This window comes from Cupriavidus sp., assembly GCF_057315035.1.
Genome location: NZ_DBHKYV010000029.1, coordinates 75,999 through 91,050, shown reverse-complemented (window position 1 = coordinate 91,050; position 15,052 = coordinate 75,999). Strand labels below are relative to the sequence as shown.

Annotated in this window: 14 protein-coding genes and 1 tRNA gene; 9 read left to right on the top strand and 6 right to left on the bottom strand. The window is 60.9% G+C overall.

What is annotated here, in order from left to right; all coding sequences use genetic code 11:
* Positions 1 to 35 precede the first annotated feature (35 nt).
* The 3 genes from ACO550_RS27710 to ACO550_RS27700 are packed head-to-tail and all read left to right on the top strand — an operon-like array spanning position 36 to position 5,180.
* Positions 36 to 788 carry a peptidylprolyl isomerase gene (locus tag ACO550_RS27710; RefSeq protein WP_315596135.1) on the top strand — a complete coding sequence of 251 codons (753 nt, stop codon included), beginning with the start codon at positions 36 to 38 and terminating at the stop codon, positions 786 to 788.
* Complete coding sequence (locus tag ACO550_RS27705) at positions 769 to 3,855, top strand: ABC transporter transmembrane domain-containing protein (RefSeq protein WP_315596134.1); 3,087 nt, start codon at positions 769 to 771, stop codon at positions 3,853 to 3,855. The genes ACO550_RS27710 and ACO550_RS27705 overlap by 20 nt, the downstream gene beginning before the upstream one ends.
* Complete coding sequence (locus ACO550_RS27700; RefSeq protein WP_315596133.1) at positions 3,852 to 5,180, top strand: sigma-54 interaction domain-containing protein; 1,329 nt, start codon at positions 3,852 to 3,854, stop codon at positions 5,178 to 5,180. Before ACO550_RS27705 ends, ACO550_RS27700 begins: the two co-directional genes overlap by 4 nt.
* A 76-nt stretch (positions 5,181 to 5,256) precedes the next feature.
* Here the strand turns inward: ACO550_RS27700 and ACO550_RS27695 are convergent, their stop codons facing one another.
* The 3 genes from ACO550_RS27695 to ACO550_RS27685 form a co-directional block, all read right to left on the bottom strand.
* Positions 5,257 to 8,214 carry a DUF6531 domain-containing protein gene (locus ACO550_RS27695; RefSeq protein ID WP_315596132.1) on the bottom strand — a complete coding sequence of 986 codons (2,958 nt, stop codon included), beginning with the start codon at positions 8,212 to 8,214 and terminating at the stop codon, positions 5,257 to 5,259.
* A 136-nt stretch (positions 8,215 to 8,350) separates the two neighbouring features.
* Entirely contained in the window at positions 8,351 to 9,127 is a 777-nt protein-coding gene (locus ACO550_RS27690; RefSeq protein WP_315596131.1) for a PP2C family protein-serine/threonine phosphatase, read from the bottom strand.
* 105 nt (positions 9,128 to 9,232) lie between these two features.
* Positions 9,233 to 9,523, bottom strand: coding sequence for a hypothetical protein (locus ACO550_RS27685; protein WP_315596130.1), 291 nt, complete (start codon positions 9,521 to 9,523; stop codon positions 9,233 to 9,235).
* Positions 9,524 to 9,974: 451 nt separating this feature from the next.
* On the opposite strand from ACO550_RS27685, the gene ACO550_RS27680 reads away from it, so the two are divergent.
* From ACO550_RS27680 to ACO550_RS27665, 4 genes are all read left to right on the top strand, one after another.
* The gene (locus ACO550_RS27680) at positions 9,975 to 10,454 is read left to right on the top strand and encodes a lecithin retinol acyltransferase family protein (RefSeq protein WP_315596129.1); all 480 of its coding nucleotides are present in this window, start codon (positions 9,975 to 9,977) and stop codon (positions 10,452 to 10,454) included.
* A gap of 253 nt (positions 10,455 to 10,707) precedes the next feature.
* Positions 10,708 to 10,782, top strand: a tRNA-Arg gene (locus tag ACO550_RS27675).
* Positions 10,783 to 10,949: 167 nt separating this feature from the next.
* The gene (locus ACO550_RS27670) at positions 10,950 to 12,152 is read left to right on the top strand and encodes a tyrosine-type recombinase/integrase (protein ID WP_315596128.1); all 1,203 of its coding nucleotides are present in this window, start codon (positions 10,950 to 10,952) and stop codon (positions 12,150 to 12,152) included.
* 12 nt (positions 12,153 to 12,164) lie between these two features.
* The gene (locus tag ACO550_RS27665; RefSeq protein WP_315596127.1) at positions 12,165 to 12,809 is read left to right on the top strand and encodes a TRADD-N-associated membrane domain-containing protein; all 645 of its coding nucleotides are present in this window, start codon (positions 12,165 to 12,167) and stop codon (positions 12,807 to 12,809) included.
* A 52-nt stretch (positions 12,810 to 12,861) separates the two neighbouring features.
* Here ACO550_RS27665 and ACO550_RS27660 read toward each other — a convergent pair whose 3' ends face one another.
* Positions 12,862 to 13,086, bottom strand: coding sequence for a Lar family restriction alleviation protein (locus ACO550_RS27660; protein ID WP_485995031.1), 225 nt, complete (start codon positions 13,084 to 13,086; stop codon positions 12,862 to 12,864).
* Positions 13,087 to 13,146: 60 nt separating this feature from the next.
* On the opposite strand from ACO550_RS27660, the gene ACO550_RS27655 reads away from it, so the two are divergent.
* The gene (locus tag ACO550_RS27655; RefSeq protein ID WP_315596126.1) at positions 13,147 to 13,443 is read left to right on the top strand and encodes a hypothetical protein; all 297 of its coding nucleotides are present in this window, start codon (positions 13,147 to 13,149) and stop codon (positions 13,441 to 13,443) included.
* Between the two features lie 54 nt (positions 13,444 to 13,497).
* Here the strand turns inward: ACO550_RS27655 and ACO550_RS27650 are convergent, their stop codons facing one another.
* Positions 13,498 to 14,115: a hypothetical protein gene (locus tag ACO550_RS27650; RefSeq protein WP_315596125.1), complete on the bottom strand. Its 618-nt coding sequence runs from the start codon at positions 14,113 to 14,115 to the stop codon at positions 13,498 to 13,500.
* Complete coding sequence (locus ACO550_RS27645; RefSeq protein ID WP_315596124.1) at positions 14,112 to 14,471, bottom strand: hypothetical protein; 360 nt, start codon at positions 14,469 to 14,471, stop codon at positions 14,112 to 14,114. The genes ACO550_RS27650 and ACO550_RS27645 overlap by 4 nt, the downstream gene beginning before the upstream one ends.
* Positions 14,472 to 14,505: 34 nt before the next feature.
* Here ACO550_RS27645 and ACO550_RS27640 point away from each other — a divergent pair, with 34 nt between their 5' ends.
* Entirely contained in the window at positions 14,506 to 15,021 is a 516-nt protein-coding gene (locus ACO550_RS27640) for a hypothetical protein (protein WP_315596123.1), read from the top strand.
* The last annotated feature ends 31 nt before the right edge of the window (positions 15,022 to 15,052 follow it).

The window sequence follows — 15,052 nt, the reverse complement described above, 5'->3', positions numbered from 1 at the left end:
CAGGGATCAGGAAACGTAGTCAACAGGAGAGGGCGATGACAGCCATCGTGCGCATCGACGAGGAAGTGATCGACGTCGACGAATTCGTCAGGGTGTTGAAGCTGACGGGCCAGTTCGAAGGGCTGGTGGAACAGTTGGTCCGCGACAAGCTGACCGCTCATGCGGCGCGTCGCCAGGGTCTCAAGCTGTCGCCGGACGAGGTGCAGGAGCGTGCCGACCAGTTCCGGCGCGTGCATGGACTGCATCGCGCGGCCGATATGAACCACTATCTCGACGGGCTCAATATTACGCTCGACGAGTTCGAGGCCTTTATCACCGACAGCCTGTACCAGGAAAAGATGATGGAGCGCGTGGGCACCGACGATGCGGTGGAAGCGTACTTCCAGCTTAACTCGCCAAAGTTCGACAGCATCGAGGTCAGCCATATCGTGGTGGATACCGAGGGCAAGGCCAAGGAACTGGTGTCATACCTGCAGGATGATCCCGACAGCTTTGCCGAGATGGCGCGCGAGCATTCCATCGCGGATACGCGCGAGCAGGGCGGCGATATCGGCAAGGTGTTGCGCGGCTCGCTCAAGGGCGATATCGAGGCCCGCGTCTTCAATGCGGAACCCGGCGACCTGCTTGGGCCGTTTCCGGCGCCCGACCGCTCGTTTTTCGAGGTCTTCCTGGTGCGCGCCAAGCATCCGGCGCGGCTCGATCCCGATGTGAGCGTGGAAATACGCCGGCTGTTGCGTGAGGAATGGTTGATGGCGAGGGCCCAGGAACATGTCATCGAAGCCCGCTAGCGAGCCCGTCGCCACTGCATCGGCGCCGCAGTCGCTGGCCGATTTTCTTGCGACCGTCGAGATCCTGTCGCCGTTGACGCGCGACGAGATCGAGCAGTTGGCTGCCAGTGCGCGAACCCTGAACTTTGGCTTTGGCGATACGGTATGCAACGCCGGTGAACCCGCCGATGGCATCTTCATCGTGCGCAGTGGGTCGGTGCGCGTGTTCAACGAGGAACACGGCAAGGAAATCAGTATGGGGGTGCGCAAGACCGGCGAGGTCTTTGCCGATATCGCGTTGCTGCGCGAATACCGGCATGAATCGTCGGTGCGTGCATCGGGCAAGACCGAGCTGATTACGATTCCGCGTACCGTGACCGAACCGGTGGTCGGTGGCAACCCGGCCGCGCTCGCGTTTATCACGAGCTATGTGGCGATCAGTTCGGCCGGGGGCTTCGTGGCGCGCCTTTTCGATCTGCGCGGCAAGCTCGACAAGCTGGAACTCGAGGACGCAGTGCGCAGCGTGGGGGTCAAGCGCGTGGCCGCCGGCAAGAGCATCCTGCAACAGGACGGCCGCGAGGACCGCCGCCTGTATGTGGTACGGCAGGGCACGGTACGCATTGTCCGCGAGGAAGAGGGCGATACCTTCCAGCTTGCCACGCTTGGACAGGGCGATATCTTCGGCGAACGTGCCTGCGTGATGCGCCAGGAGCAGATTGCATCGGCGATTGCGGAAACCGATACGCGGCTGCTGGTGATCCCCGAAAAGACCGTGCAGCTGATACTTGAACGCAATGCCAGGTTGCGCGAGGTGCTGGAGGAGCGGATTCGCGTGGTGGACCGCGAACTGCACCGGCAGAAGAAGCTCGCCGAGCGCCGCAAGCGGCCGGTGCTGCTGGACCTGCAATCGAAGCCGGAACTTGGGGAACGGCTGATCCGCCGCTTTGCGCTGGTGGAGCAAGCCGAGGAGATGGATTGCGGTGCGGCGTGCCTGGCCATGATCTGTCGCCACTATGGCATTCCGATGACGCTGGGTAAGCTGCGCGAACTGGCCAATGTCACCACGGCTGGCGCCACGCTCGACAGCCTCGCGCGCGCTGGGGAATCGCTCGGCTTTACCACACGCGGCGTGCAATGTACGCGCGATGCGCTGCTCGGCTTCGAGCTGCCGTTCATCATCCACTGGGAGGGCTATCACTACGTGGTGGTCTATGGTGTGTCGTCCCGCTACGTCTGGGTAGCGGATCCGGCCATCGGCTTCCGCAAGATGAGCACCGAGGAATTTGAGCGCGGCTGGAGCGGCACCTGCCTGCTGTTCTCGGCGGGTGCGCAGATGACCGAACTGGCCGTGTCGCGCTCGCCGTGGCTGCGCTTTATCAGTTATCTGGCACCGTACCGCAAGATCCTGGCGCACCTGTTCCTGGCTACCTTCGTGATCCAGATGCTGGGCGTGGTGCCGCCCCTGATCATTCAGAACATTCTTGATGGGGTGGTCGTACACCAGAACGTTGGGCTGTTGCACCTGCTGATCCTGGGGCTGGTGATCTCGAATGTGTTCACGCAACTGATGGTGACGATCCGGGCGTATCTGGCCAACTTCATGGTGCGCAATATGGATTTCGCGATGATGTCGCACTTCTTCAAGCACACCTTGTCACTGCCGCTGTCGTTCTTTGCCAAGCGCAAGACCGGGGACATCTTTGCGCGCTTCCAGGAAAACCAGACGATTCGCGCCTTCCTGACTGAATCCACGGTAACCACGGCACTGAACCTGCTGATGGTCTTCATCTATTTCAGCATCATGTTCCTGTACAACGTGAAGCTGACCCTGCTGCTGATTGCCTTTGTGATACCGATTGCGGCGCTGACGGTCATCGTGACGCCCAAGGTCAAGACCTACGCGCGCGAGGTCTTTACGGCATCGACCGACGCCAAGGCATACCTGATGGAAACGCTCGGCGGCGCCGAGACCGTCAAGGGCATGGGCATCGAGCGGCCGGTGCGGCTACGCTGGGAACGCAAGTACGCGAAGGCGCTGGACAAGCAGTATCAGGCGCAATCGTTCCATATCCTCGTCGGACTGGTCAGTCAGGTGCTGAACGCGGCGACGACGATCACGATCCTGTGGGTGGGCGCAACGCTGGTGCTCGAACGTGAGCTGACCATCGGGCAACTGATCGCGTTCAATGCCTTCATGGGCAGCGTGCTGGCGCCACTGATGGGGCTGGTGGCGTTGTGGGGGCAACTCAATGACGCAGGCGTGGCCATGGAGCGGCTTGGCGACGTACTGGACCTGGAGCCCGAGCAAACACCGCATGACGTGCTGTCACGCGTGATGCTGCCGGACCTGCAGGGCGAGATCGAGTTCAACGGGGTGTACTTCCGCTACGGTGGCGAAGATACCCCCTATGTACTGGAGAACATCAGCTTCAGCATGCGTCCGGGCGAGATGGTGGCCATTGTCGGCCGCAGCGGATCTGGCAAGACCACGCTGGCCAAGCTACTGGTGGGTTTCTACAAGCCCACCGACGGATCGATGAAGGTGGATGGCTACGACCTGAACGTGATCGACACCGAGTTCTTCCGCGCGCAGGTCGGCTATGTGATGCAGACCAATCTGTTGTTCTCGGGCACCGTGGCCGAGAACATTGCCTGCGGCGACGACAGCCCCGATCGGCGCCGTATCGAGGAAGTGGCCAAGATGGCCGACGCGCATGCGTTTATTTCAAAGCTGCCGCTTGGCTATGAGCAGGTGGTGGGCGAACGCGGCATCGGCCTGTCGGGTGGGCAGATCCAGCGGCTGTGTATTGCGCGTGCGCTTTACCATGATCCACGGCTGCTGGTGTTCGACGAGGCCACGTCGGCCCTCGACACGCAGTCAGAGAGCAATATCCTGGCCAATATGCAGGAGATCCTGCGGGGCCGCACGGCCGTGATCATCGCACATCGGCTCAGCACGATCATGCAGGCCGACAAGATCCTGGTGCTTTATGAAGGCGGAATCGTGGAACAGGGGCGGCATGAGGAATTGCTCGAACGCCGCGGCATGTATTACCAGTTGGTACACAAGCAGCTGAGCGCCGCATGAAGCTATATAACCCGAATCCCAACCCTGCACCCGCTACATCCGCGGTATCGTTTGCGGGCCTGATCGAGAAGATCGAGATCCTGCGTTCGACGCTGCGCTGGTCGTCGCGGCTGGAACGGCCCGATATCGAGAAGCTGCTCAAGCAGGCCACCACGCTGCGCGACGAGGTGATGGGCCTGTCGCACAAGGAGCGCTTTGTCGCGGCAGCGTCCGCCACGGGTGAGTCGGCCGAGGCGGTGGTCGAACCGGTCGAGATGTCGGCGCGTGAGCGTCGCCAGGCGCTGATGGAGCGGAGTTTTGTCTTCGAAGGTACGTTTGGCGACAATCCCAAGCTGCTCGAAGCACTGGAAATTGCGGAAAAGGCTGCACCGACCGACCTGCCGGTGCTGGTCGACGGCGAAAGCGGTACTGGCAAGGAGTTGATGGCCAAGGTGATTCACGCCAATGGCGCGCGCACCGACAAGCCGTTTATTTCCGTCAACTGTGGCGCGATTCCGGACAGCCTGCTGGAATCGGAACTGTTCGGGCACAAGAAGGGCGCGTTCACTGGCGCGGCCAATGATCGCCGTGGCAAGTTTGAAAGCGCACACACGGGCACCATCTTCCTGGACGAGATTGGCGAACTGCCGCTGACGGGGCAGGTCAAGCTGCTGCGTGTGCTGGAAGCGCATGAGATTCAACGCGTGGGGTCCGACGAGGTCATTGCCGTCGATACGCGCATCGTCGCCGCGACCAACAAGGATCTGCGCCGCATGAGCCAGGAGGGCACCTTTCGCGAAGACCTGTTCTACCGGCTCAGCGTCATTCACGTCACGCTGCCCGCGCTGCGCGAGCGGCGCGATGAGATTCCGTTGCTGGTAGCCTACTTTGGCGACGAAGCCGCAGGTCAGCTGAAACGGCGACCCGTCAAGCTGACCCCGCGCTTGCGCGATTTCCTGCTGCATTACGAATACCCGGGCAATATCCGCGAACTGCGCAACCTGATGTACCGCCTGTCGTGTCTGGCTGGCGATACAGCCGATTTCATGCATCTGCCACAGGATGTTCGCCCGAAGCCGGCAGGCCTTCAGGCCGTGGCCGCCAACGGTGGCAGGGCGACTGTGACCGACCTCAGTACCGCCACGTCACTGAGCGAAGCCAAGCGCGCTGCCAGCGACGAAGCCGAACGCGCATTCCTGGAGCGTGGGCTGCAGGAAGTGGGCGGCACCGTCGCCGAACTCGCGCGACGCTTCGACATGAACCGCTCCCATGTGCAGATGCTGCTCAAGAAGCATGGTATCCATTCAAAGGACTTCAGGAACAATCGGCAGGCCGAAGGCAAGTAGCGCTGCAACCTCCGCGAGGTGTGGCCTGGCCTGGTACAAGTCAGCAGATCTCGTCTCCTCGTTGACCGTCCTCGGTTCATCGAACTTTTACGAACGCGGGGCCTGACTTGATCTCGACGTCGATCCGCTCCTGGCTGTTTCTCCGGATATCGAACACGCCGCGGAACGACCTTCCGGGAGGGTAGGCGCCACCCTGTGCAGGTGAGTCCATGACGTACCTGCGCGCCTTCACGAGTGCGTCAGTACGATCGATGAGTTGCTGCTCGGTCATGCGGGCTTCCAGGGCATAGAGCATGGCCACACCGTTCGAGGCGGAGGGAGGCTCGTCTTGCGGTCCCCATCTTTCAGAGTCGCCAATCGCGGGATTCGGATATCCGGGGCCCAGGGCATGCATTTGACCGGCATGCACCTTCTGCTGCTTGCCCAGGCAGGCGTCGATCAGCCGCTGTGTCCAGATGGAAAACCATTGCCACGGTTTCCTGGCGGCGCTATGGGTGGAAACGTCATCCCACGTGAGTGGCGGCCTGATGCCTGGCATTGACGTTGGCGCCCCCAATGGGGCCGCAGACGACGCTGCCGGCGAGACATTCGCGTGTGCCGATCCGAACAGCCAGCCGAGAAACCTGATGAACCAGCCAAACCACCGCTTGAATGGATTGGCGGTGACGTTGTTCGGGGCGGGATCGACACTGCCACCGTTTGGTTTGGCACCGGCGTTGCTGTCGTTGCTACCGCCGCTGCCTGCGCTGCCTGCGCTGCCTGCGCTGCCGCCGCCGCTGGCGGCAGTAACGCTGCCGTCGGAAGTCCCTGCTTCGGGAGATGCCTGGGCGATGGTGGAAGTTTCGCTGCCGGCCGACGCGTTGGCATCTGCAGGTGTGTCGGGAGCGGGTTCGGCAGGGGTGGCGGCGCCGCCAGCGGAAGCGGCGATGCCCGTTGAAGCAGCGGCACTCTGCGAATCATCGGAAGCCGCCGCCGGAGCGTCGGACTGATCCACAACATCGGGCACCGGATCACGCAGGCTCTTGCCGTTCTCGATCACGTCGAGCAGCCGGTGCACCGAGTCATACTTGAACTCAACCACCTTGCCATGAGGGGTGACCAGGCCAATGCGCTGACCGACGGCATCATAGGTATAAGTGGTTACGTTGCGACCATAGTGGTATTCGATCGGGCGGCCGCGCCCGTCATAGATGTACTTGATCCGGACGCCGTCAGGATTGATGCCCTCCAGCAAACGGCCCGAGCCATCATATGCGATGCCACGAGACGTACGGCCGGTGGAATCGGTCGCACTGGCCAGATTCCCTTGCGCGTCGTAGGTAAAGGTCGCCTGGCTGGTGATCCGGTCGTCTTCGCGCTCGACCAGGCTGGCCATCTGCCAGTTGGCGTCATAAGTCCATGCAATGCTCGATACGGGCCCAGTGCGCTCGGCGTCGAAGCCACGCATGCCACTGCTATCGGTGGTGGCTTGCCACGAATGTTTGGAGGGACGGCCCAACTCGTCGAATTCAGCAGTATCGATACGATTCGGCATGGCGATCCTTGCTGGAACGTTCAGGGTCGGATGCCATTCGGTCGTGAAAATCTGCTGGGCAGGGCTGCCCGCCTGTTCAACGCGCCGCGTTACCCTGCCGCGCTCGTCGTAAGCGTATTGCGTCGCGACGTCCTTGAAATTGACGGTGCCAACCAGGTTGCCCGAGGGGTCGTAATAGGTTGATTTGGTTGCGCCACCTGGTGTCGAGTGGCCAGAGATGCCAGCCGGCCGCATGGTATTGCCAATCATTTCCTGGCGATAGTGCGAATCTCGGCGCTTTCTGCGGTACACCGTGGTGTTGTTGGCGTCGACGTATCGGTGGGCGGTGAAGTCCACCCCGTCTGCGAGCTCGGTGTTGGTGACGCGGCCGCGACCGTCATAACTGTAGGTGGAAAAGCGGACGCCGGCTTCGTCGGTGATGCCGGTCAGGTACCTTGCGAACCGACCGATACTGGGCATGGCGTCGTAGTGATACTTGCGGCGCGTGGCGTCGGCATGTGTCACTTCGCTCAACATCTGACGTTCGCCGTACTTGTACCAGCTAGTGCGCTGCGACGGATCGGTAATCGAGTTGATGCGGCCTTCCGAATCATAGGTAAAGACGTAGGCCTGGTCGAACCGGTTTGCCACGCGCAGCAGCATGCCGGGCTTGCCTGCCACGGCGGCGGGGGTGCTGGCGTCGCTGTATGTCAAGGTAGTCAGTTGGCCGTTGCGCTCGGCCACGCGAAGCAATCTGCCGCGTGCATCGTAGGTTTCCACCGCGTCGTCGACGGCACGGCGATATTGCCAGCCGTACTCGCCATTGCCGAGCGCGAACGGAGCCACGGTATCGCGGCTGCTGGCCGCTTGCCAGCCATCGCCTTGCTTGTTGAACGTGACATGGGTGGCGTCGCCACGCAAGGCGGTGAGCGTGGTGCCGGTTTCCCCGGGTAGTTCGAGCTGGCGGTTCCACTGATGCATCCAGTTGCGGCCGAATGTGTCGGCAGCGTCAAACGGTACATGGGAGCGATATGTCCTCTCCAGGGCAGGAACGTGCGTGGTCGCCGGGATATCGGGTTCCGTGATCGTCATGGTGCCGGTGCCGGCAGTCACGCCATTGCCAACGGGGCAGCTCTGATCCTCGATCCGGCTGACTTGCTGGTCGCGCGACCAGAAGAACGGCCCACCACATTGCTCTTTCCACGGTAAGTGATCATTCGGGGTGTTTCCATGCGGTGCACAGAGCCATGCACGGGTAAGCACGCTGGTGCGCGTGTACGAGCCGTCGGGACGGAGATCGAGACATAGCCCCGACTCCTCGTCGTATGACCACGAGCCACGGAACACGCTGTTCAGGCGCTCGCAGGCAAGTTCGCGAGTCGGGTAGGGCGGCTCGTTCGGGTCGGGGGTGTCTACAAAGTAATACTCGGTTGGTGGATAAGCGGACAACGATGGCGCCGCGGTGGCGACGACCAGAAGCAGGAGCAGTTGCCGCAGAAGGCGGCTCCGATTGGCTGGCATGCGCATTTCAGATCATCTCGTTGTAAGGCATGCCGGCCATTCTGGACAGGCCAGGAACCGATGCAAACGGGGATAAATCTGAAAATCGGCACGAAAATTCCGTGTTTTCAGCGGATTCTTCGCCTCGGAGAAATCGTCAGACCTCGGGATTCAGCAGTGTCATGTCGGAGCCCTCGCCTAGATCGTCGGCACGTACCACCACCACCGACACGTTGTCGCGTCCGCCATTGTCCAGCGCCTGGCGGAGCAGGGTGTCGGCCAGTCGCGCAGGATCGTTACCCGTGGCAAGCACGGCGGCGATCTGGTCGTCCTGAACCTCGTTGCTCAGGCCATCGCTGCAGAGCAGGAAGATGTCGCCATCGCCAATCTCGAGCGTCAACCGCTCCAGGTCGATTGAGGCGGCGGCACCGACCGCGCGCGTAATGGTGTTGTGGGCGGGGTGGTGCCTGGCTTCCTCGGCCGTAATCAGTCCGCGCGCCTTGAGCCGTTCCACCTGGCTGTGATCGCGCGAGAGCTGCTTCAGATGGCCGTCGCGGAACAGGTAGAGCCGGCTGTCACCGGCCCACAGGCAACTGCATTGGCGTTCGCATGCGAGCAGCATGACAACCGTGCTGCCGATCACGCGCACCTGCATGCGCACGGCTTCCTCGATCAGCAACTGGTTCACGGTCTGGATCGCGATCCGCGCGCTTTCCACGGCGTGTTCGAGACTGTCCGGCGCGGGTAGCCCCGACAGTGCCTGGACGATCGCGCGGCTGGCGAAGTCGCCCACCGCGTGACCGCCCATGCCATCGGCCACTGCCCAGATGCCGCGCTCGGAAAGGTCGAGGCAGGCGTCTTCATTGCGCTCGCGCACCCGGCCGACGTCTGTACAGGCGGCCGAGGCCCAGCGGAATTGCGATACGCAGGTCACGGTATGCTCCGGCGCGGACCGTTGCCGCTCCGCGCGAATGGCGCCCCCGGGGCAGCCGGATGTTTGGGGTAACCGCGAAAGCCCTGCCGCTGCGTGCCGCAGGACTTAGATCAACCGGCCCTTGTTGCGGGCATCCATGCTGGCGTCGACCGTAACGTTCGAATTCGGCGCGTTGTTATGGACGTCGATGTTCTGGAACTGGTTGTTCATCTGATCAGCATAGAAGCTGTAGTTGATCTCGTAAAAGTTCACGACGGGCAACGTGCTTGGGCGCGATGCAACATAGGGCTGGATCCAGCCGAAAACCCAGGGCGCACCGCCGCCCCGGATGGCGGACATGGCCCGGAAATCAAGTTCGTGGTGGGTGTTGAGGTCGCGGATGATAAGCGTTGCCATGATCGTCTCCTGAAGCTAGGCAGCTGATTGTTGCGTGCCTGTATTGAGCAAACGGTGTGCCATGGGCCAAGGGTGATGCCGACGGCGGTTCTCATCCGGATTGCGTCGTAACGGCCTCATTCGCGGTTGGGGCCAGACCAACACCGGCCACCAACACTGGTGGGCGGCCACCGTCAGTCAAGTCATCGTTCAGTAGTCGACCAGTAGTAGGGGAGTACTGGCTACTACCTTGCGCCGGTCCGGCTGCTGGTACGCCGATGACTGTCAATTTCCAACACATTGCGCAGGTTTTCGTTGGTTACTGACCAACGACCCCGGTACTCCAAATTCGGTTGATCTCCCGCAAACCATTGTCGCGCCGTGGATCAGTGCCGCTGGCACGCTTGATGCGGTTGGTTGGGCAACAACGCAACACTGGCTGCCCGCCACAGACACCAAACCGAGACCTGCCATGAACACCCAAGACCAACAACAAGCCGACTGCCTGGAAGACACCTATCTGCCCGGTGCCCATCTCGTGACGGAACGCAATGGCTACGTTCACCATGGTATCTACGCTGGCCACGGCCGCGTCATCCACTATGCCGGCTTTTGCCACACTCTGCATGCCGCGCCGGTCGAGGAAACCTCCATCGAACAGTTTGCCCACGGCCATGGCGTGGCCGTCAAGTACGAACCCTGCGCACGCTACCTCGGCGCCGAAGCCGTGGCCCGCGCCCGCAGCCGCCTGGGCGAAAGCCAGTATCACCTGCTGACCAACAACTGCGAGCACTTCTGCACGTGGTGCCTGCTGGGGCGGGGGCGCAGCGAACAGGTGGAAACCTGCCTGCGCAATCCCGGCGCCGCCGTGGCCACCGTGCTGCAACTGGTACGCGCGCTGCTGGTGTCAGGCCGTCACGCCGGCCGCCACAGCGGCCTGCGCGCAGCCTGATTGATCCATTCCCCAACCAAACTACCCAGGGAGCCTGCCATGTCCGGACTGATCGATTGGGAAAGCTGCACCAGCCGCAGCGTCCGCGCCTGCCACCGCCGTTGCGCGCAGGGCACCGCCAGCACCCGCATTCGCCACCGCGAGCGCCGCAGAAGCGAGCATCGTGCTCCGGCACTGGCCGAGTTTGCTATACTGCGCCCCGTCTTCCGACTCGCCCGCCCCAGCGCGGCGCGGGTGCCATGCAGACGGTCCGCTCGCCGTAGTTCAATGGATAGAACGAGCGCCTCCTAAGCGCTAGATACAGGTTCGATTCCTGTCGGCGGGACCATAACGAAGTCCGCAGCAGTTCTCCGAAGTTCTCTCTCCCGCTGTAAATTAAGGCCTCTTGGCCTTTCGACGTTCACCAAAGTTCGCGGGAAACCGTTGGCATCCGTCACTTTTTGGGGCATTCTTTGGGGCATTCTCTAATGCCCCGATTATCGGTGCCCCTACGCGATGCCCCGTACGGTCGAACCTCTCACCGACACCAAAATCCGCAACGCCAAGCCGCGCGAGCGTGCCTATAAGCTGTTCGACGGCGGTGGCCTCTATCTGGAGGTCATGACAGATGGGCGAAAGCTCTGGCGCTTCAAATACGTCCGCCCGTCCGGTGCCGAGAATCGGCTCGGCTTTGGTACCTACCCTGGCGTGACGCTGGCCCAGGCCCGCGCGCAGCGCGAGACGGCCAGGTCGCACGTTGCCGAGGGCAAGGATCCTGGCGCGGTCAAACAGGACCAGCGCCGCGCGGCCAAGATCGCCGCCGGCAATTCCTTCGAGGCGGTCGCCCGCGACTGGCATGCGACCCAGAAGGAAAGCTGGAACGAGGTCTATGCCGGCAAGGTTCTCGCCTCGCTCGAGAACGACGTCTTTCCCGTCCTGGGCAGCACTCCCATTTCCGACATCCGCGCGCCGGCCATCTTGGACCTGCTGAAGGCGATCGAGGCCCGCGGCGTCCGCGATACCACGAAGCGCGTACTGCAGCGCATGCGGGCAGTGTTCCAGTACGGCATCGTCTATGGCCTGTGCGATCGCAACCCGGCCACCGACATCGACAGCGAGGTCGTGCTGAAGCAGGCGCCCGTCCAGCACCAGGCCCGCGTGCCCCTGGCCGACCTGCCGCAGCTGCTGCGCGACATCGATGGCTATGAGGGCGACAAGGTAACGCGCCTGGCTCTGCAGCTCATGACGCTGACGTTCGTGCGTACCACGGAAATGATCAAGGCCCAGTGGGATGAGATCGACGAGGAAAAGGCCGAGTGGCTGGTGCCGGCCGAGCGGATGAAGATGCGCGACCCGCACGTGGTGCCGCTATCCACGCAGGCGCTGGCGGTGCTGAAGGAACTGCGCGAGATCACCGGTCACCGCACGTATGTGTTCTACAGCCCGCGCGGCAAGACTGGCCACATCAGCAACAACACGATGCTGTATGCCCTGTACCGCCTGGGATACCACTCACGGATGACTGGCCACGGCTTCCGAGGCCTGGCGTCGACTGCGCTGAACGAACTGGGCTTCCGATCGGACGTCATCGAGCGCCAGTTGGCCCACGTCGAGCGCAACAAGGTGCGCGCCGCCTATAATCACGCGCAATACCTCACGGAGCGCCGCCAGATGATGCAAGCATGGGCGGATCGTTTGGATTCTTTGGCCTTTAAATAATTGGTGGCATGAATGTCTAGTATTACTGCTGCTTTTAGTCTTCCGTTGGAGATGTTCGCAGGCGCTGCGGCACCTATTGCAGCTGCTTTTTTAGGAGTTGTCATTGCGACTATTAAGGGATGGATTGAATCGAAGGCGACGAGAGAGCGGATTGAACGTGTTGAAGAAAAAGCGATTGCCAATCCAGAAAAGCCACAGTTGGCATGGGATCTTGCGAGAACTAAGCTCGAAAGTTATCTGGACAGAAATCTAGCGCAGGTTAGATCAATATTTTGGCTAACATTAATCGTTATGTTGGCAGGATTTTTATTCATTCTATATGGCTTGAATTTGGCTATTGGACGACCTGAATCGCTACCCGTGGCGGTAGTGGGAGCGGCTTCCGGCGTGATCATCAGCTTTATCGGCGGTTCGTTCTTGTTGATCTATCGATCGATACTGTCACAATCCAAGGAATATGTGACTGTCCTTGAGCGAATTAATGCGGTGGGTATGGCAGTCCAAGTAATAGCGAATATTCCTGATGACAACGCGCAGTTGAAGCACGAGACGACCGCACTTTTGGCGAAGCAACTGCTTGGCCTCTATGGCGTCGGGGAAGCTACCGAGTCTCTGAAGAAAACTGCGAGACCGCGCAAGTCGCGCGTCATCCCTTAAAGGCGCATGCTTCCGAGAGGTTTTCAGTGGGGAGAAAGCGTGGCGGGAAAACCTACCGATCCTTAAGCGCGTAGTCTGTAGCCGCTCTGCCAGTTTCGTGTGCGAAGAGTATGCGGTGATTCCACGCCGCCGCTGCGCTCTCCTCGCTCTTGTGCGTCAGCGCAATCTGATGGCCACAGCACGCGACGTCCGTGCAGCTTACTGCCGACCAGCCTTGCGAGGTCTTCATCTGGCCAGGCAGCCCGCAGAACGGGCAGGGCAGTAGAATTATTGGCATTGAATAATTGCTCATAAACGTCGTGCTACGAGAGGTCGCGCAATAATTAAGCGCTAAAAAATGTCATTCAAGAACATAGAAGAGGTCCAGGCCCTTGTTGACAATTTAGGTTTCGGGAAAGTCGCGATGATGCGCACTGAAGGTCAGTTTGATGCCACAAACCAAGCAATGATTGCGGAATGGGAGCGTCGGGCGGCTTCAATGTTCGTGGCGGAGCGAAGCCAGCGAGTGGTGTTGCAGGCTTCAACTCGTTCTGATTCCGGACGTGGGGCATGCTGGGGGGCCATTTTGTCGATCTCAATTTCCGTAGTTGCCCTGGTAGTTGCCATCGTTGCGCTATTCAAATCCGGTTTTTAGAGCACGTCCGGCGAGGGCGGGTTCAACTGAATTATTGGTTTTGAATAATTCGGTCTAAACGCGCCCGAACTCGACCACCCAGACCCACGGATTGGCCGCCCAGGCGCCGGCGCCGTTGATGCTGTCCCAAAGCGTCCGGTACGAATCCACAGGATCGAGGCACATCTGGCAGCTGGGATTGCTGTAGTCCGTCCATCCCTCCAGTTCCGACGCGATGCCCTCCGCAATCGCATCTGCCTCGCTACAGTCGTTGAGCCGCTCGATGCGCACGCCGGCAATTTCCAACTCAATGCGGCAGGCCCAGCGCGGCATGTGGATGCTTGGCTTCCACGTGATGGAGTCTGCCGGCGGGATGTTCTCGAAGCCGGCCGGCACGCAGGCAGGATAGTCAGCGCGGTAGACGGTCGGGCCTGGATCGAGTGGCGCAGGCTGTGCCCATGTCTCGCGCACCCACAGGCGATCGCCAGTCTGGCCGTATGGGCAATGGATAGTGATGTCCTGTAGCCGAGGTAGTAGCAGCCCGTCGAGCGGTTTGCTCAGCCATTCGCCTGTGAGGTTCCCTTGCTTGTTGATTTCCGGCTGCGGCTTCACAATGCGCCGCGTCTGCGTCTTCCGGACGTCGAGGATGGCGCGCACCATGGCGCCGCTGAAGAGGATAGGGCGTTCTTTCATTGGTGAGCCTCAAGGTTTTCGCCCATCGTGCCGATACGACCGGGATGGACGAACTTCGAAAACAACTTACGGAAATCCTCGGCGAACACGCGGATCCCGAGACCATGGTCAAGCTCATGGGCATGACCCTTGAACTTCAGGGGAAAGTCGGGGCCATCAACGCGATCCGGAAAGCGAATGGCCAATTGTCCCTCCAGGAAGAGATCGAGCGGGAAATGTACGACCTCCGCCAAATGGTGGCTGAAGGCATCCTTCCTCCCGAAGAAATCGAGGGGTTGTTCGATGAGGATGGAAAGCTGCTTTAGGCGATGCACCATGTCGCAGCAGTCGCCCTGGTAGCAGTGGTTGGTCAGCATGCTAGGATGCCCTCCAAAAATATGGGGGACGTCTATGGACTCTTTTCACCGTGGCGACTGGCTTGCGCTCGCACAGTCCGTTGCCTCGTTGGTTGCGATCATTGGTGCCTTCGGCGTCGTCTTTGTGCAGCATCATCTGGACAAGACGCGGGAGAAGGCAGCAGAGAATGCTAGGCGCGAAAAGGCACTGACCTTGTCGGTGTGGACGGTGCAACAGCTTTATGACATCACAGCAGCGCTGCAAAAATCCTGCGAGCAGACTTTCGTGAACAGCTTCGGCGAATACGCGATGGAGCAATTCCGCGACCTTCGAGCAGCGATATCTATGTTGCCCATGTCGGAACTCGAAGAGCGACACGCTATAGCTTTGCTGGTCGCTCGGAACACCACCAACAAGGTGATCGCGGTCATTCATATCGCTCGTACTCAATTGCCGCCGAACGAGGCCGAAGACTATCTCTCCCAGCAGTTGTCGAACCTCGCACACCTTATTCGTAAAGAACTCAGAATCTTGAAGGACGTCGCAGCCGAAAGCGGGAAACCTGTGTAGCCCGCAGCAGAAGCCGAAGCTGTTGTACTCG